Annotated in this window: 22 protein-coding genes; 8 read left to right on the forward strand and 14 right to left on the reverse strand. The window is 64.2% G+C overall.

The genetic code is table 11. The annotated features are described in order from the left end of the window. Positions 1-13: 13 nt before the first annotated feature. Complete coding sequence (gene bfr, locus ACVINW_RS01140; protein WP_456749601.1) at positions 14-502, reverse strand: bacterioferritin; 489 nt, start codon at positions 500-502, stop codon at positions 14-16. Between the two features lie 130 nt (positions 503-632). Further along, on the reverse strand, positions 633-908 hold the full coding sequence (locus ACVINW_RS01145; protein ID WP_456756265.1) for a (2Fe-2S)-binding protein: 276 nt from the start codon (positions 906-908) through the stop codon (positions 633-635). 364 nt (positions 909-1,272) lie between these two features. Here ACVINW_RS01145 and ACVINW_RS01150 point away from each other — a divergent pair, with 364 nt between their 5' ends. Beyond that, positions 1,273-1,578, forward strand: a complete 306-nt coding sequence (locus ACVINW_RS01150) for a hypothetical protein (RefSeq protein ID WP_456749602.1) — start codon at positions 1,273-1,275, stop codon at positions 1,576-1,578. Positions 1,579-1,813: 235 nt separating this feature from the next. Beyond that, positions 1,814-2,098 (forward strand): hypothetical protein, encoded by a 285-nt coding sequence (locus ACVINW_RS01155; protein ID WP_029084043.1) that lies wholly within the window; start codon positions 1,814-1,816, stop codon positions 2,096-2,098. Positions 2,099-2,182: 84 nt separating this feature from the next. Here ACVINW_RS01155 and ACVINW_RS01160 read toward each other — a convergent pair whose 3' ends face one another. Beyond that, positions 2,183-3,412, reverse strand: coding sequence for a lytic murein transglycosylase (locus tag ACVINW_RS01160; RefSeq protein WP_456749603.1), 1,230 nt, complete (start codon positions 3,410-3,412; stop codon positions 2,183-2,185). A gap of 82 nt (positions 3,413-3,494) precedes the next feature. Here ACVINW_RS01160 and ACVINW_RS01165 point away from each other — a divergent pair, with 82 nt between their 5' ends. Next, on the forward strand, positions 3,495-4,667 hold the full coding sequence (locus ACVINW_RS01165) for a toll/interleukin-1 receptor domain-containing protein (RefSeq protein WP_456749604.1): 1,173 nt from the start codon (positions 3,495-3,497) through the stop codon (positions 4,665-4,667). A 127-nt stretch (positions 4,668-4,794) separates the two neighbouring features. Here ACVINW_RS01165 and ACVINW_RS01170 read toward each other — a convergent pair whose 3' ends face one another. Both ACVINW_RS01170 and ettA read right to left on the reverse strand, forming a co-directional pair. Continuing rightward, positions 4,795-5,379 carry a TIGR00645 family protein gene (locus ACVINW_RS01170; RefSeq protein ID WP_456749605.1) on the reverse strand — a complete coding sequence of 195 codons (585 nt, stop codon included), beginning with the start codon at positions 5,377-5,379 and terminating at the stop codon, positions 4,795-4,797. 168 nt (positions 5,380-5,547) lie between these two features. Further along, positions 5,548-7,197 (reverse strand): energy-dependent translational throttle protein EttA, encoded by a 1,650-nt coding sequence (gene ettA, locus ACVINW_RS01175; RefSeq protein WP_456749606.1) that lies wholly within the window; start codon positions 7,195-7,197, stop codon positions 5,548-5,550. 274 nt (positions 7,198-7,471) lie between these two features. On the opposite strand from ettA, the gene ACVINW_RS01180 reads away from it, so the two are divergent. Further along, positions 7,472-7,723, forward strand: coding sequence for a hypothetical protein (locus tag ACVINW_RS01180; protein ID WP_456749607.1), 252 nt, complete (start codon positions 7,472-7,474; stop codon positions 7,721-7,723). A gap of 117 nt (positions 7,724-7,840) precedes the next feature. Then, positions 7,841-8,803, forward strand: coding sequence for a D-2-hydroxyacid dehydrogenase family protein (locus ACVINW_RS01185; protein ID WP_456749608.1), 963 nt, complete (start codon positions 7,841-7,843; stop codon positions 8,801-8,803). A 61-nt stretch (positions 8,804-8,864) separates the two neighbouring features. On the opposite strand, the gene ACVINW_RS01190 is transcribed toward ACVINW_RS01185, so the two are convergent. Together ACVINW_RS01190 and ACVINW_RS01195 are read right to left on the reverse strand one after the other, a co-directional pair. Next, entirely contained in the window at positions 8,865-9,608 is a 744-nt protein-coding gene (locus ACVINW_RS01190) for a DUF4336 domain-containing protein (protein WP_456749609.1), read from the reverse strand. 97 nt (positions 9,609-9,705) lie between these two features. Beyond that, positions 9,706-10,860: a L,D-transpeptidase family protein gene (locus ACVINW_RS01195; RefSeq protein WP_456749610.1), complete on the reverse strand. Its 1,155-nt coding sequence runs from the start codon at positions 10,858-10,860 to the stop codon at positions 9,706-9,708. A gap of 329 nt (positions 10,861-11,189) precedes the next feature. Here ACVINW_RS01195 and ACVINW_RS01200 point away from each other — a divergent pair, with 329 nt between their 5' ends. Beyond that, complete coding sequence (locus ACVINW_RS01200; protein WP_456749611.1) at positions 11,190-12,038, forward strand: hypothetical protein; 849 nt, start codon at positions 11,190-11,192, stop codon at positions 12,036-12,038. A 111-nt stretch (positions 12,039-12,149) separates the two neighbouring features. Here ACVINW_RS01200 and sseA read toward each other — a convergent pair whose 3' ends face one another. The 3 genes from sseA to ACVINW_RS01215 all read right to left on the reverse strand — a co-directional run bounded on the left by sseA (position 12,150) and on the right by ACVINW_RS01215 (position 14,856). Continuing rightward, positions 12,150-13,007 (reverse strand): 3-mercaptopyruvate sulfurtransferase, encoded by an 858-nt coding sequence (sseA, locus tag ACVINW_RS01205; protein WP_456749612.1) that lies wholly within the window; start codon positions 13,005-13,007, stop codon positions 12,150-12,152. Between the two features lie 127 nt (positions 13,008-13,134). Next, a complete protein-coding gene (locus ACVINW_RS01210; RefSeq protein WP_456749613.1) occupies positions 13,135-13,548 on the reverse strand; it encodes a rhodanese-like domain-containing protein in 414 nt (137 codons plus the stop codon). Between the two features lie 132 nt (positions 13,549-13,680). Continuing rightward, a complete protein-coding gene (locus tag ACVINW_RS01215) occupies positions 13,681-14,856 on the reverse strand; it encodes a vWA domain-containing protein (protein WP_016847779.1) in 1,176 nt (391 codons plus the stop codon). Positions 14,857-15,213: 357 nt separating this feature from the next. Here ACVINW_RS01215 and ACVINW_RS01220 point away from each other — a divergent pair, with 357 nt between their 5' ends. Continuing rightward, positions 15,214-16,056: an AAA family ATPase gene (locus ACVINW_RS01220; protein WP_456749614.1), complete on the forward strand. Its 843-nt coding sequence runs from the start codon at positions 15,214-15,216 to the stop codon at positions 16,054-16,056. A gap of 90 nt (positions 16,057-16,146) precedes the next feature. Next, positions 16,147-17,649: a flavin-containing monooxygenase gene (locus ACVINW_RS01225; RefSeq protein WP_456749615.1), complete on the forward strand. Its 1,503-nt coding sequence runs from the start codon at positions 16,147-16,149 to the stop codon at positions 17,647-17,649. A gap of 168 nt (positions 17,650-17,817) precedes the next feature. Here ACVINW_RS01225 and ACVINW_RS01230 read toward each other — a convergent pair whose 3' ends face one another. The 4 genes from ACVINW_RS01230 to ACVINW_RS01245 form a co-directional block, all read right to left on the reverse strand. Beyond that, positions 17,818-19,461, reverse strand: a complete 1,644-nt coding sequence (locus ACVINW_RS01230) for a GMC family oxidoreductase (RefSeq protein WP_456749616.1) — start codon at positions 19,459-19,461, stop codon at positions 17,818-17,820. Between the two features lie 28 nt (positions 19,462-19,489). Next, positions 19,490-20,083, reverse strand: coding sequence for a GNAT family N-acetyltransferase (locus tag ACVINW_RS01235; RefSeq protein WP_456749617.1), 594 nt, complete (start codon positions 20,081-20,083; stop codon positions 19,490-19,492). A 133-nt stretch (positions 20,084-20,216) separates the two neighbouring features. Then, the gene (locus ACVINW_RS01240) at positions 20,217-21,143 is read right to left on the reverse strand and encodes an SMP-30/gluconolactonase/LRE family protein (protein WP_456749618.1); all 927 of its coding nucleotides are present in this window, start codon (positions 21,141-21,143) and stop codon (positions 20,217-20,219) included. Positions 21,144-21,412: 269 nt separating this feature from the next. Then, complete coding sequence (locus tag ACVINW_RS01245; RefSeq protein ID WP_456749619.1) at positions 21,413-22,591, reverse strand: IS481 family transposase; 1,179 nt, start codon at positions 22,589-22,591, stop codon at positions 21,413-21,415. Positions 22,592-23,109: the final 518 nt, after the last annotated feature.

Raw genomic sequence — 23,109 nt, forward strand, 5'->3', positions numbered from 1 at the left:
AGCGTCAAGCCGCTCAGTGGTCCTCGCCTTGCAGATGTCCGACGTGCTTCTGGGTGTAGAGTTCGAGACCGATGCGCTTGATCAGGTCGAGCTGGGTCTCGAGGAAGTCGATGTGGTGTTCCTCGTCCTTCATCAGCTCTTCGAACAGGTCGCGGCTGACATAGTCCTTGACGCCGTGGCAGTAGGTTGCCGCCTCCTGGTAGAGCGTGCGGGCGCCGATCTCAGCGGCGAGGTCAGCCTCAATGATCTCCTTGACGTCCTGGCCGATCTTGAGGGGATCGAGCACCTGCAGGTTCGGGAAGCCGTCGAGGAACAGGATGCGATCGACGAATTTGTCGGCGTGCTCCATCTCCTCGATGGATTCCTTGCGCCAGACCTTGGCCATCTCCAGGAGGCCCCAATTGTTGAGCATCCGGTAATGCAGCCAGTACTGATTGATGGCGGTCAGTTCGCTGCGCAGCCCCTTGTTCAGATAATCGATGACCTTCGGGTCGCCTTGCATGATCCACTCCACCTGTCGCGGCCACCGTTGGCCGGTCCGAATTTAGAACGCTTCTAAATCAGATTACCGGCAAGGGCAACCCTTCGCGGAAGCAGCGCGTGGATAACCGGATTCGGGGGATTTGGCGTCGTCAGCAGGCCGCGAGCGCGAACTCGGTGGCGGGCTCGGCGTCTTCGTTGGCGGCGTGCGGATGGCCGCTGTGGGGGCAGCCGGAGCAGCAGGCCTTGGCGCAGGGACCGAGCGCCTCGTCGATGATCGCCTTGATGGTGCGTGCGCAACGGCCGCATTCGGCACTGCAGCCGAGGCAGCCATACACCTGCTTGGCATTTCGGGTCACGGCCCCGCCGCCATTGACGGCATTGCGGACATCTTGGTCGCTGAGGACGTTACAGGAACAGACAATCATCAGAGGAGGCGGGTCCAACGGGTGATGCTCGCCAATATGGATATTGTCGGCCCCCGCGGGATGCAAAAGGAAAAAGCGGTTCTTGTAGCAATTCCAAACTGATGCGGGATTCATATTGGAATGAATCTAAATCGACCGGCCGGACTTCCGGGAGTATCGGACCCGCCAGGCGGGTCCTGCCGGGCCGATCCCCAGCCCGACCGCCACAAGCAGCTGTGCGTTGCAAGATACTGCAAAAGCTGCAAGCATTTGGACGCGAATACGGCAGCGTCGTTCATTGATCATTCAAGCGGAATATGGAACCCTTCAGGCGAGACAGATCGCCAACGCACGCTGTCCCTGCTCCCGTGAGAAAGGTGAGGTCATGAAGAAGACATTGCTGGCGCTTTGCGCCGCCGCCACGCTGGCGGTTTCCGCTGTGGCGGTGCCCGCCCCCGCCCAGGCACAACGCGGTGTCGCCGCTGGCGTCGCTGCGGGATTGATCGGTGGCGCCCTCGTCGGTGGCGCAATCGCTTCGCAGAATGGATATTACGGTCCGGGATATGGCTACTACGCGCCCGGTCCGGCCTATGTCGCCGAGCCCGGTTATGGTCCCGACTGTTTCTGGCAGCGCCAGCGCTTCTGGGACGGCTACACCTGGCGCGTGCGCCGCGTCCGCGTCTGCGATTGATCGGCGTTCATCTCGATTAAATCGAACCAAACGTCCCGGAAAACCGACTGTTCTCCGGGACGTCGGCTGTAGATGGCCAGAAAAAACCGCTTTTCTGCGCGATGAGCCTGCGGACGTTTACTTTCGGTTGACTGTTCTGCGCTGTTTAGCAAGACAGCAGTTCGAGATCAGCGTGCGAGTCACCTAAACCCGGCGTCGAACCACGACGCCACCACCTTCCAGGAGAGCCAAAGACATGAAGAAGACTTTAGCTGCCCTTGTCGCCGTTACCACGATTGCCGGTTCGCTGGCGGTTGCTCCGGCTGCCAAGGCTGGTGACGGCGGCGCCGTCGCGGCCGGCGTTGCCGGCGGCCTGATCGGCGGCGCCCTGCTCGGCGGCGCGATCGCCGGCGCTCGCCCGGCTCCGGTCTATGTTGCACCGGCCCCGACCTACGTCGAAGAAGCTCCGTGCCGCTGGGTGCGTGAGCGCTTCTGGGACGGCTACGGCTGGCGCTTCCGTCGCATCCAGGTTTGCGACTAATCGACCGACACGGTTTCAGCATCACACTCGAAAACCCGGCCTTGCGGCCGGGTTTTTGTTTGCGTCACTGTGCAGGCCTCGGGGTTAGCGCTGCCCGTGCATCGCACGCAGCACCGCCTCGCTCGGCCAGCAATCGACCTTCAGCCCGGCCTGCTTCTGATAGGCGCCGAGCGCCGCGCGGGTCTGCATCCCGGCCTTGCCGTCGAGCTTGTCCTTGTAGAGCCCGATCTTCGTCAGCTGCTGCTGCATCGCCTCGACATCGGCGGAGCGCAGCTGCTTCGACGCCGCCCATGGCGTCGCGAACGGCTGCGGGCTCGTCATGCGGTCGGCGAGATGGCCGACGAACAGCACGTAGAGATCGGAGAAATTGTATTCCTTGATCACGAAGTAGTTCGGCGTGGTCAGGAAGGCCGGACCGTAAATGCCCTCCGGCTGCAGCAGCGAGGCCGATTGCGCTTGCTCGGTCGCATTGAGCTTTTGCCCGCGCACCGGCACGAAGCCCGCCCGCAGCCACTGGCTGATCGGTTTTGTCACTTCGGGCACGCCGATCGTGCAATCGGCATTGGCGGGTGCCGTGACCTCGTAGGCCCAGCGCACGCCGGGCTGCCAGCCCTTGTTGACGAGCTGCTGCGCGGCCGAGGCAAGCGCGTCCGGCACCGAATGCCAGATGTCGACCTTGCCGTCACCGTCGAGGTCGACGCCGTGCTTGTAATATTCCGACGGCAGGAACTGGGTGTAGCCGGTCGCCCCCGCCCAGGACGAACGCAGCTCCTTGCGCGTCACCACGCCCTCGCCGAGGATCTTCAGCGCGAGGATGAATTCGGTGCGGTACTGATCCTTGCGGCGGCCGACATAGGCCTGCGTCGCCACCACGCGCAGCGTGTCGTAGGGCAGCGAATAGCGGCCGTAATCGGTCTCGCGGCCCCAGATCGCCAGCACGATGGTGGGGGGAACGCCGAACCGCTTCTCGATCGCGTCTAGCGAGGAACGATACTTCTGCAGCAGCCGCTGCCCCTCGGCGGCGAGCCGCGCGATCGAGGCTTCCTTGATGTAATCGGCCGGCACCTGCACGAACTCGGCCTGCGCCGGCGCGCCGGTCTTGGGACGTCCGGGCAGGATCAGGTCGGGCAGCTTGTAGTCGGGCTCAAGCCCGCTCGTCTCGCGGTCAAACGTCTCGCGCGACACGCCTGCCGCCTTGGCCTCCGGCCACAGCGAGGCGATGAACTGGGTGAACGCAGCGTCGGCGGCGTGGGCCGGCCGCTGCAGCGGTGCACACAGCAGCGCCAATGCGACAATGGTGGCGGGCCATTTCATGATCGATGTCACCTTGCGGAAACAGGCATTGCAACGTGGAATCAGCAATGTCAGAATTCAATTCTGGGTGGTAAGTTTTGCCATGCGCATATTTTTGTCATTTCCCTCCGAATTGGAATCGCAGGCGGACAGCATCGCCCAGTCCCTGCGCAATTGCGACCATGACGTTTTCTTTTCGCACGACGATCTTCCGCCGGGCGACAGCTTCGATGCGCGCGTCGAAAAAGCCATCGAAAGCAGCGATTTTATGGTGTTCCTGATCAGCCCGGCATCGGTGACCAGGGGACGCTACACCTTGAGCGAGCTCGCCTTTGCCAAAACCAAGTGGCCGAACCCGAGCAATCGCGTGCTGCCGGTGATGATGGCGCCGACCCCGCTCGACCAGGTCCCGACCTATCTCAAGGCGGTCACGATCCTCGAGCCGCAGGGCAGCGCGGCGGCCGAAACGCGGGCCGCGGTGGATCGGATGCTGGCAGCCGAAAGCGCGCTGTCGCGTGGCCGATCCAGTCTGCCGTTCATTGCATTGGCGCTGGCTTCCGCCATCGCCTGCACCCTCGCCGTGAAATATGCCACCGGATTGCTGCGATTTTCGTTCGTCGATTCCGGGCCCTACGGCGGAATAACGATCCTGCCCGGCGTCATATTCGGCGTCGTGGTCGCGACCTGCAATTTCATCTTCGGCATCAAGGACCGGTTCCAGCTGGCACTCGTGATTGCGATGACCGCCGCGGCGTGGATCTCGGCCTTCGATGCCAGCAGTGTCACGCTTCAGACACTCGGCCAGTATTCGAGAGTTGCCACCACCACCGCCGCCGCTGCCGACACCACCGGTGCTGCCGACACCACTGCCGCTGCCGACACGAGCGCCGCTGCCGACAGCAATACAACGACCACGTCCGCCGCCGAGGTCAGAGATACGCTCAGCAATAATCCTTTCATGGGCTACGTCATCGGTGGCGTCGGCGGAGCGGTTGGCGGTGCGATCACAATTCTTGGCATCATCCTGACAAATCCCGGCTTCCGGCGGCTCAACAGTATTGTCATGACCTGGATCGCAGCCGTCGCTGCAGGGATCGTCTACGGCACGGTCGTCAAGCTTCCGGATTTGCTCGGCTGGCTGGTGCTGTTCGGCGTCTGGCAACCTGTGTTCGTCCTTGCCATGGCACGCGGATTCCCGCGTGGCGCCGCGCAGATTCCGGAATGGCTCGGCAAGATCACCGCGGCCGCTTCGCTCGGCACACGCACTGCGCGGTGACGCAGCGCGAGCAATCCCTCGAGCGCGATGAAATCGGGTTGAGCTGCAACCGCATCGAAAGTTCACCTCTTCCCTGGGAGAGGTGAACCGAGACCGCCGAGCCGATTCGGTCAAAACTCATCCCGCGCTAGTGCCCGGCCTGCTGCTTGGCGCCCTCGATCGAATCGTTCGAGAGCTTGTCGACGATGGCGATGCCGATGGCGGACAGGATGAAGACGCAGTGGATGATGGTCTGCCACATCACGCCGGTCTCGGTGTAGTTGCCCTTGCCGGACGACAGCGCGCCGGCCTCGATGAAGGTGCGCAGCAGATGGATCGAGGAGATGCCGATGATCGCCATCGCCAGCTTGATCTTCAGCACGCTGGCGTTGACGTGGCTGAGCCATTCCGGCTCGTCCGGATGTCCCTGCAGATTGAGCCGCGACACGAAGGTCTCGTAGCCGCCGACGATCACCATCACCAGCAGGTTCGAGATCATCACGACGTCGATCAGGCCGAGCACCGCCAGCATGATCTGCTGCTCGCTGAAATCAAAGGCATGGGCGAACAGGTGCCACAGCTCCTTCAGGAACAGCACGACATAGACGCCCTGGGCGATGATCAGGCCGACATAGAGCGGCAATTGCAGCCAGCGCGATCCGAAGATCAGCATGGGAACGGGACGCAGCGACCGGCCCTTCGCGGGGGCGCGCGCCTCGGAAATAGCGGACATATTGGAGTGCTCGCAGGATTCGATTTGCGGAAGCGCTCTATCTACGCATTCCCACGCGCTTGAAAAGCGACAACTGGCCGCAGATTGCGCCGCGATCCCGTCACGATCCTGCAAATGAAGCGGCGTTCGAACGCGGCGCGATGGGCCGCGTCCGGGCGCGCAATCAAATCACCGCGTCAGCTTCTTGTACTTCACGCGGTGCGGGATGATGCTGTCCTGGCCGAGCCGGCGCATCTTGTCCTTTTCGTAATCCTGGAAGTTGCCCTCGAACCATTCGACATGGCTGTCGCCTTCGAAGGCCAGGATGTGGGTCGCGATGCGGTCGAGGAACCAGCGATCGTGGCTGATGATGACGGCGCAGCCGGCGAAATCCTCCAGCGCCTCTTCCAGCGCGCGCAGCGTGTCGACGTCGAGGTCGTTGGTCGGTTCGTCGAGCAGCAGCACGTTGGCGCCGGACTTCAGCATCTTGGCGAGATGCACGCGGTTGCGCTCACCGCCCGACAACGCACCGACCTTCTTCTGCTGGTCGGCGCCCTTGAAGTTGAACGACGAGCAATAGCCGCGCGAATTGACTTCCTTCTTGCCGAGCAGGATCAACTCGTTGCCGCCGGATATCTCCTCCCACACCGTCTTCTTGCCGTCGAGCGCGTCGCGCGACTGGTCGACGTAGCCGAGATGCACGGTCTCGCCGACCGTGATGGTGCCCTTGTCGGGCGTCTCCTGCTTGGTGATCATCTTGAACAGCGTGGTCTTGCCGGCGCCGTTGGCACCGATCACGCCGACGATGCCGCCGGGCGGCAGCTTGAAGCTGAGGTCGTCGATCAAAAGCCGATCGCCAAAGCCCTTGCTGAGGCCCTCGAAGTCGACCACGTTGGCGCCGAGCCGCTCGGCGACCGGGATGATGATCTGCGCGGTCTGGGTCTGCTTCTCGCTCGCCTGCTTGAGCAGTTCCTCATAGCGCTGGTAGCGCGCCTTCGACTTGGCCTGGCGCGCCTTCGGTGAGGACGCCACCCATTCCTGCTCACGCGCCAGCGTCTTCTGGTGCGCGGCCTCCTCGCGGCCCTCCTGCTCGAGCCGCTTCTGCTTCTGCACCAGCCACGACGAGTAGTTGCCCTCGTAGGGAATGCCGCGGCCGCGATCGAGCTCGAGGATCCAGCCGGTGACGTTGTCGAGGAAGTAGCGATCGTGGGTCACGATCAGGATCGCGCCGGGATAGTTGCGCAGATGGCCTTCCAGCCACGACACCGACTCGGCGTCGAGATGGTTGGTCGGTTCGTCCAGCAGCAGCAATTCCGGCTGGTCGAGAAGCAGGCGGCACAGCGCGACGCGGCGGCGCTCACCGCCCGACAGCTTGGTGACATCTGCATCGTCCGGCGGGCAGCGCAGCGCGTCCATCGCCTGGTCGACCTTGCTGTCGAGATCCCACAGGCCCTGCGCCTCGATCTCGTCCTGCAACTTGGTCATCTCATCGGCCGTCTCGTCCGAATAGTTGACCGCGAGCTCGTTGTAGCGGTCGAGGATCGCCTTCTGCTTGGCGACGCCCTGCATGACGTTTTCGCGGACCGAGAGGCTCGGATCGAGCTGCGGCTCCTGCTCGAGGTAGCCGACGCGGGCACCCTCGGCGACCCAGGCCTCGCCGCTATACTCCTTGTCGAGGCCCGCCATGATCTTGAGCAGGGTCGACTTGCCCGAGCCGTTGACGCCGAGCACGCCGATCTTAGCGTCCGGGTAGAAGCTCAGATGGATGTTATCGAGCACCTTGCGGGTCGGGTACGCCTTGGTCAGACCCTGCATGAAATAGATGAACTGGCGAGCCATCCGCTGTCCCTGGAATTGATCCGAATTGGAGGAAATTTTGCTGCCGCCGATGTAACGGCCGGCCCCTGAAAGCGCAACCGCAGGGCGGGCGTTTTCCATCCGTTCACCACGTTCGATCCATTCATCACGGGTGACTACGGGTTCGCCGCGATGTGTGCGCCGAATCACGACAATTGAAACCATCTTTTAATAAATCAGGCCAAAACTCGTTCTCAACGCCGAAAAACGGCGATTTTCGCGGCAGAACCGCGACCAAAACAGTTGAGGCCGCACCATGGCTACCATCATTTCAGCCCCCCTTTCGCGTCCGGCGATCAAAGGCGAGGCGACGCTGTTCGCCGAATTCCGCACCTTCTGGCGGGCCTTCGTCGCCAAGGCTTTCAATCCCTACCGTCCGGAACTGCACTATATGCGCGGCCCGGGTCCGGCCTGCCGCGCCAAGCAGATGGCGCTGTCGCCGGCGGTCCGGTCGATGCTCGCCGATATCCGCACCGCCAAGGCACAGCAGCCGTCCCGGCCGGCGTGACAATCGCCCCGATGTGAAAGCGCGGCCGCTTGCGCGCCTGCCGATTGCGCGCGACCATGACGGGTATCCCGACGGTCGATTTCCCGCCGTCGCCCTCACCCTGAATGGACCTTTCCGATGACGCGGCTCCGCTGTGCAATCCTCGACGACTATTTCGACATCGCGCTTTCGCTGGCCGACTGGCCGGCGATCAAGGACCGCGTCGAGGTGACCGTGTTCGACAAGCCGTTCGCGAGCGAGGCTGAGGCGGCGGCGAAGTTGAAGGATTTCGAGATCATCTGCGCGATGCGCGAGCGTACGGCGTTCCCGAAGAGCCTGTTCGATGCACTGCCTCAGCTGAAGCTCCTGATCACCTCGGGCATGCGCAACGCCGCGATCGACATGGAGGCCGCCAAGGCTAACCAGGTGGTGCTGTGCGGCACCCAATATGGCCGCGATCCGACCGCGCCGCTGACCATGGGCCTGATCCTGGAATTGACCCGCGGCATCGGCCGCGAGAATGCGCGCATGCACGCCGGCGAAGCCTGGCAGAGCTTTGCCGGCACCGAGATCGAGGGCAAGACGCTCGGCATCGTCGGCCTCGGCAAGCTCGGCAGCAAGGTCGCCGGCATGGCCAAGGTGTTCGGCATGAACGTGATCGCCTGGAGCCCCAACCTTACACCGGAAAAGTGCAGGGAGGCCGGCGTCGGCTGCGCCGGCAAGGATGAGCTGTTCGCGACATCGGACATCATCACCATCCATGTCGTGCTGAGCCCGCGTTCGCGCGGACTGGTCGGCGCCGCCGATCTCGCCCGCATGAAGCCGTCGGCCTATCTGGTCAACACCGCGCGCGGGCCGATCGTCGACGAGGACGCCCTGCTCACGGCGCTGCGCGAGAAGAAGATCGCCGGCGCCGGCATCGACGTGTTTGCGGTCGAGCCGCTGCCGTCGGATCATCCGCTGCGCAAGCTCGACAATGTCGTGATCACGCCGCATCTCGGCTACGCGACGCGCGAGAGCCTGCAAGCGCACTATCAGCAGATGGTCGCGTGCATCGATGCCTTCACCAAAGGCGGCGAGCCGCCGCGGCGGCTCGTCTGACGCATTTTTGGTGGAGCATGATCGCTTCGGAAAACCGCTTCACAGTTTTCCCGATCATGCTCTAGCCGAGCCAACGGAACGCGCGTTCGAGCTCCGCGCGCGCGTTCCGATCATACCAGCGCCCGTGGGCGAGGATGATCCGCTCCGGATTCCATTCGATCATGCAGGCGACGGCGGCCTTCAGCGCGACGCGGTCGCGCGCAAACGTCAACCGCATGTCGCGTGGCGTGCTGCCGTCCGGATCGCGCACGCCGCCGATCCGGATCAGCAACCGCATCAATGGCGAACGAATGCGGTCGGCCTCGAAATTCTCGATCAAATCGGTTAGCAGCAATGTCCGTGACTTCAGATGGAAGAACACGGTTTCCGTCATGTAGCTCCCGGCCACCGGAAGCGTCGCGATCCATTCATCCCACGGGTATCCCGACCGTGCTTCGAGCGACTCGCCATCAAAAGCAAGCCGGCCGCCGGCCTGCTGCGCAATTCCCGGCGCGAGGAAGACGCGCGCGTCGGGATAGGCCGCATGCCAGTCCGGGATCCACCAATAATGCAGGCGGTTCGGCCCGATGATCCAGCTCGGCACGCCGAGGCGCGCGATCTCGGTCTTGAGTTCGTCCGCCAATGGGGTCGGCGAGTGAATGAAGAGCCGTGCGCCTGGCAGCCGCAGGATTGTTGCACGCGTCGGAAACGGCATCCTGAGCCCGCGCGGACCGAACCGGATCACCGGGCCGTCGACGATCCATACGTCGTCAGCGACCGGCTTCGGCGTGTTCAACGGCGGATAGGTCAGGCGGGATTCATGCATCGCATTGCCTCATGGCGGCAACGTCGAAACAGACCGGCTTGTTGCAACAAAAAAGGCGCGCTGTTCGCGCGCCTTTTCCGAAGAGTCGCCGGTTGGCCTAGCGCACCGTGACCGGCGCGGGCAGCGGCTGCACCGAGGTCGGCTGCGCGCCGGGCAGCGGCGCGGCCTGAGCCGGCGCCATCGGATTCGGCGGCGGCGCCGCGGAAGCGGTCGTCGTTCCCGGCGGCGGGCCGCCCGGCAGCACGACCACGCGGGTGCCGACCTTGGCGCGTTCGAACAGGTCCGAGACGTCCTCGTTCAGCATGCCGATGCAGCCGGACGAGACGAACTTGCCGATGGTCGACGGCTGGTTGGTGCCGTGGATGCGATACACGGTCGAGCCGAGATACATCGCGCGGGCACCGAGCGGGTTGCCGGGACCGCCCGCCATGAAGCGCGGCAGATAGGGCTGGCGCTCGATCATTTCCGTCGGCGGATGCCAATCCGGCCACTCGGCCTTGCGGGTGATCTTCTGCACGCCGGTCCAGGTGAAGCCATCGCGGCCGACGCGGACGCCGTAACGGATCGCCCGGCCATTGCCGAGAACGTAATAGAGGTAGGTGTTCGGCGTATCGACGACGATGGTACCGGCCGGCTCCTTGGTCGCGAATGCCACTTCCTGGCGACGCAGGTTCGGCGCCAGCTGCGCCGGACCATCTTCCGGCTGCTCGTCCGGCGGCAGCGCTGCGATCTGCACCGGCTTGCCATTGGCGTCGACCGGCGCCTGCTGCTGCGGCACGGCTCCGGTCACGCCCTCCGGCGGACGCATGCCGCCGCGGTCGTCGCCATAGGACACGCCGGCAGCGGGGACGCCATTGTCACGATAGGCCTGCTGCGGACCACCCGGCGCGCGATCGCCATAGATCACCGGCGGCGGTCCCATCGGCCGGCCATAGCGCGGATCGTCCGGCGACATCACCGGGCCGGTCGGCGCACGTTCGGAGTAGACCGGCGGCGCATTCATCGGCCGGCCGTAACGCGGGTCGTCCGGCGACATCACCGGACCGGGCGGCGGCAGCGCGGCGGAATTGCGCGGCGCGTCGTCATCGTCGATCGCATCGAAATCCGGCATGCTGCCCTGCGGATAGGGCTGCGGCGCGGCCGAATAGACCTGTCCCTGGGGAGCCGGATAACTCTGCTGCGCATGCGCGAGCGAGGTTCCTGCCGCACCGAGAGCCGCGGCAGCGCAAATCGTCAGAATGCGGTTGATCATCATTGCTCTGTTATAGTCCCCAAGCCACACCGGACCGTTAACGGCCCAATGCAGGAAGATAGCGGCGCATTCAAGACAAATCCGCGAAACCCGGGCGATTTCGGGCATTTGTGATGTGGGCCAACGCTGCTGCAAAGATGTCTCACGGCACGGCAAACGCTGTCGACGTGGCCAAAGTCATCAATCGTCCGCATTTTGTAACAAACAGTCGCCGGGCGTTGCGATATCCTCGAATCGGCCTGATTCGCGCTCGCGATGCCGGCTTTCTCGTGTGGTCACCGCGTTCCCTTGATATCTGCACCCTCCCGTAGAAGGGGGAACCCGCGCCCATGCTCCCCGGCCTTCGTTTCCTGTTCGCTGCGACCGTGCTGGCGATCTCGCTTCTGGTGTTTGGGCTCGGGGCGGCCGCGCTGTTCCGCGCGGCGCATGAGGAATTCGCCAGCATTCCGGCCCGCCGCGCGCCGGCGGAGCCGCAATTCGCGCAGCCATCCGAGGCACCGCCGGTGCTCGCGATGGTGCGGGTCGATCCGCCCGCTGCGGATAAGGCGGTGACCAATACTTCGGCACCTTCGATCGCGCCCGAGCCCGCCGCGGCCGAGCCGGCAACTCCCGCCGAGGCCGCGCCTCCAGCCCAAGCGGAGCAGGTCGCCGCCGTGAAGGCGGACGATCCGGTGCCATCCGCCCCGCCGAAGCCGGAGGCCCAGGCCCAAACCCAAGCTGCGGAGACCTCCGCGCCAACTCAATCCGCCGACACGACGGCGCAAACCCCGACCCCAGATCCCGCGCCGGCATCGGAGCCGACGCCCGCTGCCGCCGAAGCGACACAAGCGTCCACCGAGCCCAAGGTCGTTGCCGTCGCTGATCCCACCACGACCCGCGAGCCCGCGCCTGCCGCACCGGCACCGGCAATGGTCGCGGCGGAGCCCGCCCCGCCGCCGTCACCGGAAGCGATCGCGGCAGCAACAAGGATCGCGACACTAGGCGGACCTGAAGTCGTGATCGAAACCCCGACGGCGCCGAAGGCCGCCGGGACGAAGAAGCAGGAGCGCAGTGCGAGCAAGCCGGCACACCGCAAGGAGCGACGGCGGATTGTCCGCGCGCGTCCGGTTCGGCAGGTCATGCAGCAGCAGATCGATCCGTTCGGCCAGACCACCCTGGTGCCGGTCACGCGGCGCTAAGGCATGATCCGGAAAAGTGCGAAGCGGTTCTCCGAAAAAATCATGCCCAAACAAGGAGCCGAAGCGCGATGACGATTCAACTTCATCTCATCGCGCTGTAAAGGATATCTATCAAGCCGGACCGGTCGCGATCGGCGGGCCGCCGGCCTGGCCCCATTCCGACCACGAGCCGTCATAGAGCGCGCTGTCGGTGACGCCGAGCCGGTACAGCGCGAGCGTCAGCACGCCGGCCGAGACGCCGGAGCCGCAGCTTGTCACGATGGGCGCATCGAGCTTGACGCCGGCGCCACTGAACGACTGGCGCAACTCGTCGAGCGGCTTCATCTCGCCGGTCGCGGCATCGAACAATTGGTTGTAGGGCACGTTGCGCGCGCCCGGGATGTGGCCGGCACGGATGCCCGGCCGCGGCTCCGGCGCGCGGCCCTCGAAGCGCTCGGCGGCGCGCGCATCGACCACCTGCTCGGCACGGCTTTCGACATTGGCGATCATCTGCTCGATGCTGCGCACGCGCTTCGGATCGTAGCTCGCCTTGAACGTTGCGGGCTTCGGCTTCACTTCACCGCTTTCGACCGCCCTGCCCTCGGCGCGCCACTTCTTCAAGCCGCCGTTGAGGATCCGCACGTTGCGATGGCCGTAGGACAGGAACATCCACCAGGCGCGAGGTGCTGCGACCCAGCCGCCGGCATCGTAGATCACGACGGTGTCGGCATTGCCGATGCCGAGCCCGCCGATGTCGCGGCCGAACTGCTCGGCGCTCGGAAACATGTGCGGCTGCGGATTGGCATGATCCGACACCGCGTCGACATCGAAGAACACCGCGCCGGGCAGATGCGCGGCGAGATAATCATCCTTCGGCAGCGGCAGCACGCCGGGCAGCTTGAAGGTGGCGTCGAGCACCTTGACATTGGCATCGCCGAGATGCGCGGCCAGCCATTCGGTCGAAACGAGCGGATCGTCGGTTGCGGTCATTCCATATTTCCTTCGTCATTCCGGGGTGATGCGCAGCATCGAACCCGGAATCTCGCAATGCAGTCTCTGGATTCCGGGTTCGCGCTGCGCGCGCCCCGGAATGACGATCGAAGACAGCGCAGCGCCCTCAGCCCCTCTTCTTCGGCTCCCAGGCCTCGATCGGGCCGCCGGCCTCGCGCCAGGCGGCGAAGCCGCCGCCCATATGCGCGACCGGCTTGAGGCCCATGTCCTTTGCGGTCTTGGCGGCGAGCGCCGAGCGCAGGCCGCCGGCGCAGTGGAAGATGAACTTCTTGTCTTCCTGGAAGATCGGCTTGGCGTAGGGGCTGTTCGGATCGATCCAGAACTCCAGCATGCCGCGGGTGCAGGAGAACGCGCCGGGAATCTTGCCGTCGCGCTCGATCTCGCGGGGATCGCGGATGTCGACGATCACGACGTCGTTCTTGCCGATCATCGTGATCGCGTCAGTCGCGCTGATGGTCTCGATCTCGGCATTGGCCTCGTCGATCATCACCTTGATCCCGCGGTGGATGGTCTGGGGCATGCAGCTCTCCCTTCTTTGTCTTTCGCCACCGTCATTCCGGACAGACGCGAAGCGGCCGATCCGGAATCTCGAGATTCCCCGATGCGCAATTGCGCATCTGAGGTTCGATGCTTCGCGTCGCCCCGGCGCCGTCTAGCGAACCAGCTCCCGCATCGCGTTCTCCAGGCCCTCGATCGTGATCGGATACATGCGCTCGGAGAACAGGCGGCGGATGATGGTGGTCGATTCCGAATAGTCCCAGTGCTTCTGCGCCACCGGATTGAGCCACACCGCGTGCGGATAGGTGCGGATGATGCGGTCGAGCCAGACCGAGCCGGCCTCTTCGTTGACATGCTCGACCGAGCCGCCGGGCACCATGATCTCGTAGGGCGACATCGAGGCGTCGCCGACGAACACCACCTTGTAGTCGTGCGGGTACTTGTGCAGCACGTCCCAGGTCGGCGTGCGATCGGTGAAGCGCCGCTTGTTCTGCTTCCAGACGCCCTCATAGAGGCAGTTGTGGAAGTAGAAATATTCCATGTGCTTGAATTCGCTCTTGGCGGCCGAGAACAGCTCCTCGACCTGCTCGATATGCGAATCCATCGAGCCGCCGATATCGAAGAACACCAGCACCTTGACCGCGTTGCGCCGCTCGGGCCGCATGTGCACGTCGAGATAGCCGTGGTTGGCGGTCTCCTTGATCGTGGTGTCGAGGTCGAGTTCGTCCGGCGCGCCGGTGCGCGCGAACTTGCGCAGCCGCCGCAGCGCCACCTTGATGTTGCGGATGCCGAGTTCGACATTGCCGTCGAGGTCCTTGAACTCGCGCTTGTCCCACACCTTCACGGCGCGGTTGTTGCGGTTCTTCTCTTGCCCGATCCGCACGCCCTCGGGGTTGTAGCCATGGGCGCCGAACGGCGAGGTGCCGGCGGTGCCGATCCATTTGCTGCCGCCCTGGTGACGGCCCTTCTGTTCCTCGAGGCGCTTCTTCAAGGTCTCCATGAGCTTGTCCCAGCCCATGGCCTCGATCTGCTTCTTCTCTTCCTCGGTGAGATATTTCTCGGCGAGTTTCTTCAGCCACTCCTCGGGAATCTCCGCCTTGCCCATGGCGTCGAGCAGGCTCTCGAGTCCCTTGAACACGGTGCCGAACACGCGGTCGAACTTGTCGAGATTGCGCTCGTCCTTCACCAGGGCGGCGCGCGACAAATAGTAGAAGTTCTCGACGGTCTGTTCGGCGAGATCGGCGTCAAGCGCTTCCATCAAGGTCAGATATTCCCGTAGCGTCACGGGGACCTGGGCGTCGCGCAGCGATGTGAAGAACTGCAGGAACATACCCATCTAGATCGCCCGCGGCGCCGGTGGCGTCAAGGGCCCCCGGCCGTGCTTGATCCCGAGATCAGCCATCCACTTTCACCCGGTTGCCTCTGCCGGCGTCAGCCGCCGTGGCGGCGGACGTACGGTCGCGCGGCATCGGCAATCATTCCGCTGCACGGAAAGATGACGCCTGACATTCCATGCGAAAGCCCGGATCCGACACCGCTGCGCTGCGGAATCCACGCTAGACCGCCCGGCTTTTTCAACTAGAATTGTACCGGACAAGACATTGGACAGGACATGCGACCGCCGTGAGAGCGGTCGTTTCGTGTGGGGGCGCGGGCCGCCGCCGAAAGAAGCAAGGCAAAGAGATCGATGAAATTCACGGGTACCAAGGACTACGTCGCCACCGATGACCTCAAGGTCGCCGTCAATGCCGCCATCGTGCTGGAGCGCCCGCTGCTGGTGAAGGGCGAGCCCGGCACCGGCAAGACCGTGCTGGCCGAGGAAGTCGCCAAGGCGATCGACGCGCCACTTCTGACCTGGCACATCAAGTCGACCACCAAGGCGCAGCAGGGCCTCTACGAATACGACGCCGTGTCGCGGCTGCGCGACAGCCAGCTCGGCGACGCGCGCGTGTCCGACATCAAGAACTACATCAAGCGCGGCAAGCTGTGGGAGGCCTTCACCCACGAGAAACGCCCGGTGTTGCTGATCGACGAGATCGACAAGGCCGACATCGAATTCCCCAACGACCTCCTGCTCGAACTCGACCGCATGGAGTTCCACGTCTACGAGACCGGCGAGACCATCAAGGCGAAGCTGCGCCCGATCGTGATGATCACGTCGAACAACGAGAAGGAGCTGCCGGACGCCTTCCTGCGCCGCTGCTTCTTCCACTACATCAAGTTCCCCGATGCCGACACCATGGGCAAGATCGTCGACGTGCACTTCCCCGGCATCAAGAAGCGGCTGGTGGAAGAGGCGCTGCGGATCTTCTTCGAGGTCCGGGAGGTGCCGGGGCTGAAGAAGAAGCCCTCGACCTCCGAGCTGCTCGACTGGCTCAAGCTGCTCTTGAACGAGGACATCACGCCCGAGATGCTCAGGGAGCGCGATCCGCGCAAGCTGATCCCGCCGCTGCACGGCGCGCTGCTGAAGAACGAGCAGGACGTGCATCTGTTCGAGCGGCTGGCCTTCCTCAGCCGCCGCGAAGTCTAGTTTCGAGATCGGCAGACGCCGGGGCGATGGCTCCGGCGTTTTGCTTCCAGCGCCCAACGAACAAGCCAACCAACAAGAAGACCAGGGAAGATGAACGTCCAAAGCCAGATCCGCGCCGCCGAGCCGGTCACCACAGAGCATTTCGATGTCCTGATTGCAGGGGCCGGCATCTCCGGCGTCGGCGCTGCCTACCACCTCACCACGCAAACCCCGGGCACCAGCTTCGTGGTGTTGGAGACGCAGAAGACCTTCGGCGGCACCTGGTCGACCCACCGCTATCCCGGCATCCGCTCCGACAGCGACCTGCACACCTTCGGCTATCGCTTCAAGCCGTGGACCAGCGCGCCGATCGCCAGCGCTGAAGAGATCCTGAAATACATGGGCGAGGTGATCGACGAGAACGATCTCGGCCGCCACATCCGCTATCGCCACACCATCACCGCGGCGAGATGGTCGAACGAGACCAATCTCTGGACCATCGACGCGACACGGATCGACACCGGCGAGCAGCTGCGCTTCACCACCAACTTCTTCTGGATGTGCCAGGGCTACTATCGCCACGACGCCGGCTATACGCCCGAATGGACCGACATGGCGAAGTTCAAGGGCACGGTCGTGCATCCGCAGACCTGGCCCGACGACCTCGACTATAAGGGCAAGCGCGTGGTCGTGATCGGCTCCGGCGCCACGGCTGCGACCCTGATCCCGGCGATGGCCAAGGACGCCGGCCATGTCACCATGCTGCAACGCTCGCCGACCTATTTCCGCACCGGCCGCAACGCGATCGAGATCGCCGAGGAATTGCGCAGGCTGCAGGTCGACGAGCACTGGATCCACGAGATCACCCGCCGCAAGATCCTGTTCGAGCAGGATGCGTTCACCAAGCGGACCTTTGCCGACCCCGAGGGCGCCAAGAAGGACCTGCTGGCCGCGGTCGAAGCCGTGCTCGGCAAGGACTACGACATCGCTACCCATTTCACGCCGAGCTACCGGCCGTGGCGGCAGCGCATCGCGTTCGTTCCGGATGCCGACCTGTTCCAGGCCATCAAGGGCGGCAAGGCCTCCGTCGTCACCGACGAGATCGACCGCTTCACCGAGACGGGCATCCTGCTCAAGTCCGGCAAGCAGCTCGAGGCCGACATCATCATCACCGCGACCGGCTTCCATCTCTCCGCCAATGGCGGCATCGACTTCGAGATCGACGGCAAGCCGCTCGACTTCAAGGACACCGTGACCTATCGCGGCATGATGTTCACCGGCGTGCCGAACCTCGTCTGGGTGTTCGGCTATTTCCGCGCCAGCTGGACCCTGCGGGTCGATCTGGTCGCCGACTTCGTCTGCCGCATGCTCAAGCACATGAAGGCGACCGGCGCCAAGAAAGTGACGCCCGAGCTGCGTCCCGAAGACCACAACATGCCGCTGCTGCCGTGGATCGATCCGGAGAACTTCAACCCCGGCTACATGATGCGCGGCATGCACCTGTTGCCGAAGCGCGGCGACAAGCCGGAGTGGCAGCACAACCAGGACTACTGGGCCGAGAAGGACGAATTCCCCGCGATCGACCTTGCGGACAAGGCGTTCGTCTACGGCTGAGCTGCCTTTGCTGGTCCCGTCATCCTGAGGCGCTCGCGCAGCGAGCCTCGAAGGATGCACGGCCCCAGTCGGGCCGTCGATGCTTCGAGACGGCCGCTTCGCGGCCTCCTCAGCATGACGGTGATAGAGAAAAGCGCACTGATCGAAAACGCGCGCTCACCTCTTCCCTCACGCATACTCCGGCAGTTTCGCGGCCGCCTCGGGCGTCTTGCCGCGGATCATGTCGGAGGCCTTGTCGGCGATCATCAGGGTCGAGGCGTTGAGGTTGGCGGAGATCATCCGCGGCATGATCGAGGCGTCGATCACGCGCAGGCCCTCCATGCCATGGACCCGAAGCTGGTCGTCGACCACGGCCCACGATGCATCGGCGGGGCCCATCCGGCAGGTGCAGCCGGGATGGAAGGTGGTGGTGCCGCGCTGGGTCGCGGCCGCGAGCAGCTCGTCGTCGCTTTGCACCTTCGGGCCCGGAAAATCCTCATAGGCGTAATACGGTGAGAGCGGCTCGGAGGCGAGCAGCCGGCGCGCCAGCTTCATGCCGGCGACCACGACGCGGCGGTCGATCTCCTCGGCGAGATAGTTGGTCTGGATGATCGGCGGCGCGAACGGATCGGCGGAGCGGATGCGGACATAGCCGCGGCTCTCCGGTCGCTGCTGCCATGATGCGACCGTCATGCCGGGCTCGTCCTCGAGCTGGCCCTGCACGCCTTCCTTGTAGCTTGCCGGCGTGAAGGTGAGCTGCAGATCGGAGCTCTCGGTGGTCTCGCCGGAATGCCAGAAGCAGTAGACCATGGTCGGCGACAGCGACAGCAGGCCGCGCCGCGTCGTCGCCCATTTGATCGCCTCGCCCCACAGGCTGAAGCCGCGGCGAAGCTCGTTGATGGTCCTGATATTCTTGACCCGCGCCACCGAGCGCGGCGCGTAGTGATCCTGCAAGCCTTCGCCGACACCCGGCAGCGCGTGGCGCACCTCGATGCCGTGCGACTTCAGGAGGTCGGGCGAGCCGACGCCGGAGAGCTGCAGCAACTGCGGCGAGTTATAGGCTCCGCCGGAGAGAATGACCTCCTTGGTGGCGCGGATCTCCAGGGGATCGCCGTGCTTGCCGCCGCGGTTGTAGCGCACGCCGACCGCGCGCTTGCCTTCGAAGATAATGCCGGTGACATGGGCATGGGTGCGCACGTCGACATTCGGACGGCGACGTGCCGGATGCAGGAACGCGGTCGCGGCGCTGACCCTGCGGCCGTTCAGGATGGTGCGCTGGCAGTACGACACGCCCTCCTGGATCTGGCCGTTGTAATCGGGATTGCGCGGAATGCCGAGCGACACCGCGCCTGCCATGAAAGCCTCGCAGAGCGGATCCTGCCAGTCCATCGTAGTGACGGTGAGGTTGCCATCCCGACCACGGTAGGTGTCGTCGCCCTCGCCGATCCGCTTCTCCATCCGCCGAAAATACGGCAGCACGTCGGGATAGCCCCAGCCGCGATTACCGAGCTGCGCCCAGGTGTCGAAATCCTGGCGCTGGCCGCGGTTGTAGATGTGGCCGTTGATCGAGGACGAACCGCCGAGCGTCTTGCCGCGCGGCGCATAGATGCTGCGGCCGCCGGTGTAGGGACCCACCTCCTGCTGGTACGCCCAGTTCACGCTCTTCATGTGGAAGGTCTTGATGAAGCCGGCCGGCAGATGGATATAGGGATGCCAGTCGCTCGGCCCCGCCTCGAGCACGCACACCCTGGTGCCCGCGTCTTCACTCAACCGGTTGGTCAGCACGCTCCCGGCGGAGCCTGCGCCGATGATCACATAATCGAACGTTTCCATCGTCTCTTTTCTGGCGCCGACCAAACCGTCAGCGCGGCTTTTCGTTGAGTTGATAGTTGAGATGCGCCTTCACCGTCGGCCATTCGCTGGCGATGATGCTGTAAACCACGGTGTCGCGCAACGTGCCGTTGGGCGCGATCTGATGGCTGCGCAGGATGCCGTCCTGTTTTGCACCCAGACGCTCGATGGCGCGCCGGCTCTGGTGATTGAAGAAGTGCGTGCGGAACTCGACCGCGATGCAATCGAGCGTCTCGAAGGCGTGCGTCAGCAGCAGCAATTTGCACTGCGTATTGAGCGCGCTGCGCTGCACACGCTTGGCGTACCAGGTCGAGCCGATCTCGACGCGGCGGTTCGGCGTATCGACGTTCATGTAGGTGGTCATGCCGGCGATCCGGCCCTCGGCGTCGAACACCGTGAACGGCAGCATCGTGCCTGCGGCTTGCAAGCCGAGCCGGCGGTCGATCTCCCTGCCCATGGTCTCCGCCTTCGGAATCGCGGTGTACCAGATCTTCGAGAGATCGCCGTCCTTCGCGGCCTCGACCAGGCCGCCGGCGTGATCATGCGACAGCGGTTCGAGCCGCGCATGCGCGCCGCGAAGGGTGACCGGTTCAAGCCAGGGCATTCGAATATCCTCTACGTGGAAGCGGCCTCACTCTAATCGTCATTGCGAGCGAAGCGAAGCAATCCATCTATCCACACACGGGGATAGATGGATTGCTTCGTCGCTTCGCTCCTCGCAATGACGGTGGGTGCGGTCATTTATTCAGAAAATTCAGCGGCAATCCGGGCCGCGACCAGTCCATCGCGATCAGTTCGCCCTTGCCGGACAGCGTGATGTAGGCGGTCTTCAGGTCGGGGCCGCCGAAGGCGATGTTGGTGGTGACGCGATCGCCGGTCGGCACCTGCTCGACCACCGTGCCGTCGGGCGCGATCACCGAGATGCAGCCCGAGATCAGGGTCGCGACGCAGACATTGCCGTTGGCTTCGACCGCGAGCGAGTCGAACATCTGGTAGCCGCCGAGGCCGGCGATCGGTTTTCCCCGCTCGCCGCGATAGATCACGTCGCGCGGCTTGATGGTGCCGGGCTCGGACACCTCATAGGCCCACAGCCGCGCCGTCGGCGTCTCCGCGATGTAGACGGTCTTCTCGTCCGGCGAGAGGCCGATGCCGTTGGCCGGCAGGATGCCGTGCACAGCCTCGACGATCTCGTTCATGCCGGGCTTCAGGTAATAGAACGCGCCGACATCCATGTCGCGGGCGCGGCGCTTGCCGAGATCGGAGAACCACAGGCCGCCCTGCCTGTCGAACACCAGGTCGTTCGGCCCGCGCAGCTCATGCTCGCCGCATTTGGTGACGACAGTCTCAACCTTGCCGGATTGCAGATCGACGCGCTGGATCGAGCCGCCGAGATAATCCTCCGGCTGCGGTCCCGGCATGATCATGTTCCTGGTCGGGATCCAGGAGAAGCCGCCATTGTTGCAGATGTAGATCTGGCCGTCGGGGCCGAGCGCGGCGCCGTTCGGACCGCCCGGCACCTTGGCGACGATCTCCTTGCGCCCGTCGGGATAGACCCGGGTCAGCCGCTGGCCGCGGATTTCAACCAGCACGACCGAGCCGTCGGGCATCACGACGGGACCTTCGGGAAACTCCAGATCGGTGGCGAGAACTCGGATATTGGCCATGGCATCCTCCCGGCTCTTTGGCTGCCGGCGGTCTCCGAACGGCCCCGCACGCGCAACGTTGTTGTTTCAACCCGTTATGGCAAACGGGGTATGGCTTGCCAAGCAACCGGGGGTGCAAGGCTGCCCGGCGTTGAGGTGGGATGGCCGCAAATTGCGATATCGTTCTGGCGATGCCCCGATGCCGCCACACCCACTGCTGTCGCGGCCTGCGCCGGGCAGACGATGCGGATGAAGATATGGAACATCGGTGTCATCACCCGGCTTGATGTTTAGACCGGAGACATGGCTGACGCCTGTTCCGACACATCACTGACAGGTCTGCCATTGGTCAAGTCGATTGATGCGACCTGCCAGCTGGCGAAGAAGATTCCGTAGTTGCCGTCGCGGTTGAGCGGTCTGATCGCAAGAGGCTCGCCGCAGAAGGCTTGCGGGACTTTCCACATCTGCCCCCGGAAGGCGACGTAGCTCCGTGTCGAGGAGACGATGCGAACGATCTCTCCGGTATCGTATTCGACCTTCGGAACACGGTTCGGCATGGCGCGAGAACTCGGCCGGTAGCGGTCGGCTGGGACAGCCATGCCGAGCGCCTCGTGAGGCCGCTCCAAATTGTAGAGTGTGCGCCAGCTATCCAGGGCACGCTGGACTTCCGGCAAAGTGCGGAACGAGCGCAGGGCAAACACTTCCGCTTTCAAACTGCGATGGAAGCGCTCGTTCTTGCCGCGGCCCTGCGGGTGACACGGCCTGGCATGCACCACATGGATGCCGAGCTTGAGCAGCCAGACCTTCAGCGCGGTCCAGCGAGCGCCGGACGTATCGCCCCAGGGCGAGCCGTTGTCGATGTAAAAGGCGTCCGGTAGGCCATAGCGGCGAAAGGTATCGGTCAGATGCTTCTGCACGTTGGGGCGCTGCTCATTGGCACATGCCTTCAGGCACAGAGCATAGCGCGAGTGATCGTCCACCATGGTCAGCGGATGGCACCGCGTCCCGTTGCCGAGAGGCATGTGGCCCTTGAAGTCCATCTGCCACAGCTGATTGGGAGCCTCCTTCTCAAAGCGATGGCCTGGCGGACCGGGCGGTGCCTTCTCACTCGGCTTGATCCGCTCATGTCGGCACAGGATCCGATGCACCGTAGAGGCCACTGGCACAGCTTGCCCGTCCCGCTTCAGGCAATGGGCGATCTTGCGCGCTCCCCAGGCCGGATGCTTGTCGCGGACCGCCACCACCTGCGCCTCCAGCGCGATCGCACTGCGCTTGGGCATCGTCTTCGGTCGACGGGACTGATTGGCCAGTTCCCGATCGCCGGCATGCCACCGCCTCAGCCACTTGTAGCCGACATCAGGACTGATCCCAAAGCGCCGGCACAGCTCTCGCCGGTTCGCGCCTTCCTGCAGAGCAAGCCGCACAAACTCTCGTCGCTGATCCATCACTGACACCTCGCTCCACGGCATGGACGGCTCCCGAATCGACCAATCCAGCCAATTTTGACGTGTCAGCTATGTCTCCGAACACCTGTCAGTGATCTGTCCGGTCTAAACACTTGACCGGGTGATCCAGTATTCCAGAGACGGCTGTGCTTGAGCCGAGAAGCCGCGGCGTACTGGATCGCCCGGTCCCGTCTACGCCAAGGCTTCGACGAGGCAAGCAGTCCGTGGCGCGCCGAAGCTTTAGCGGAGGCGGCGAGCGGGGCGATGACAGTAGTGGTGGGGGTATCGTTCGGCGTTCTCGCGACATGATTTGTCCGAGCTTTGCTCTTTCTTTCCACCCTCTCTCGTTCAGAGGGCGCAGGGAAAGCCGGGTGCCGATCGCACCCATGGGCCCCGAGCGATGGGTAGAAAGCTCGGGGGTAGGACCACAGGTGTAACCGGAGCAATCCGGCTTTCCCTGCGCGATGGGTTACGGCTTATACGTGCTCGCCCCGGCGAGACTTGGCTTTGTTGTCACCGTCTTCGCAACGCGCATTGCGCAA

The sequence above is a fragment of the Bradyrhizobium sp. USDA 4461 genome, assembly GCF_054055655.1.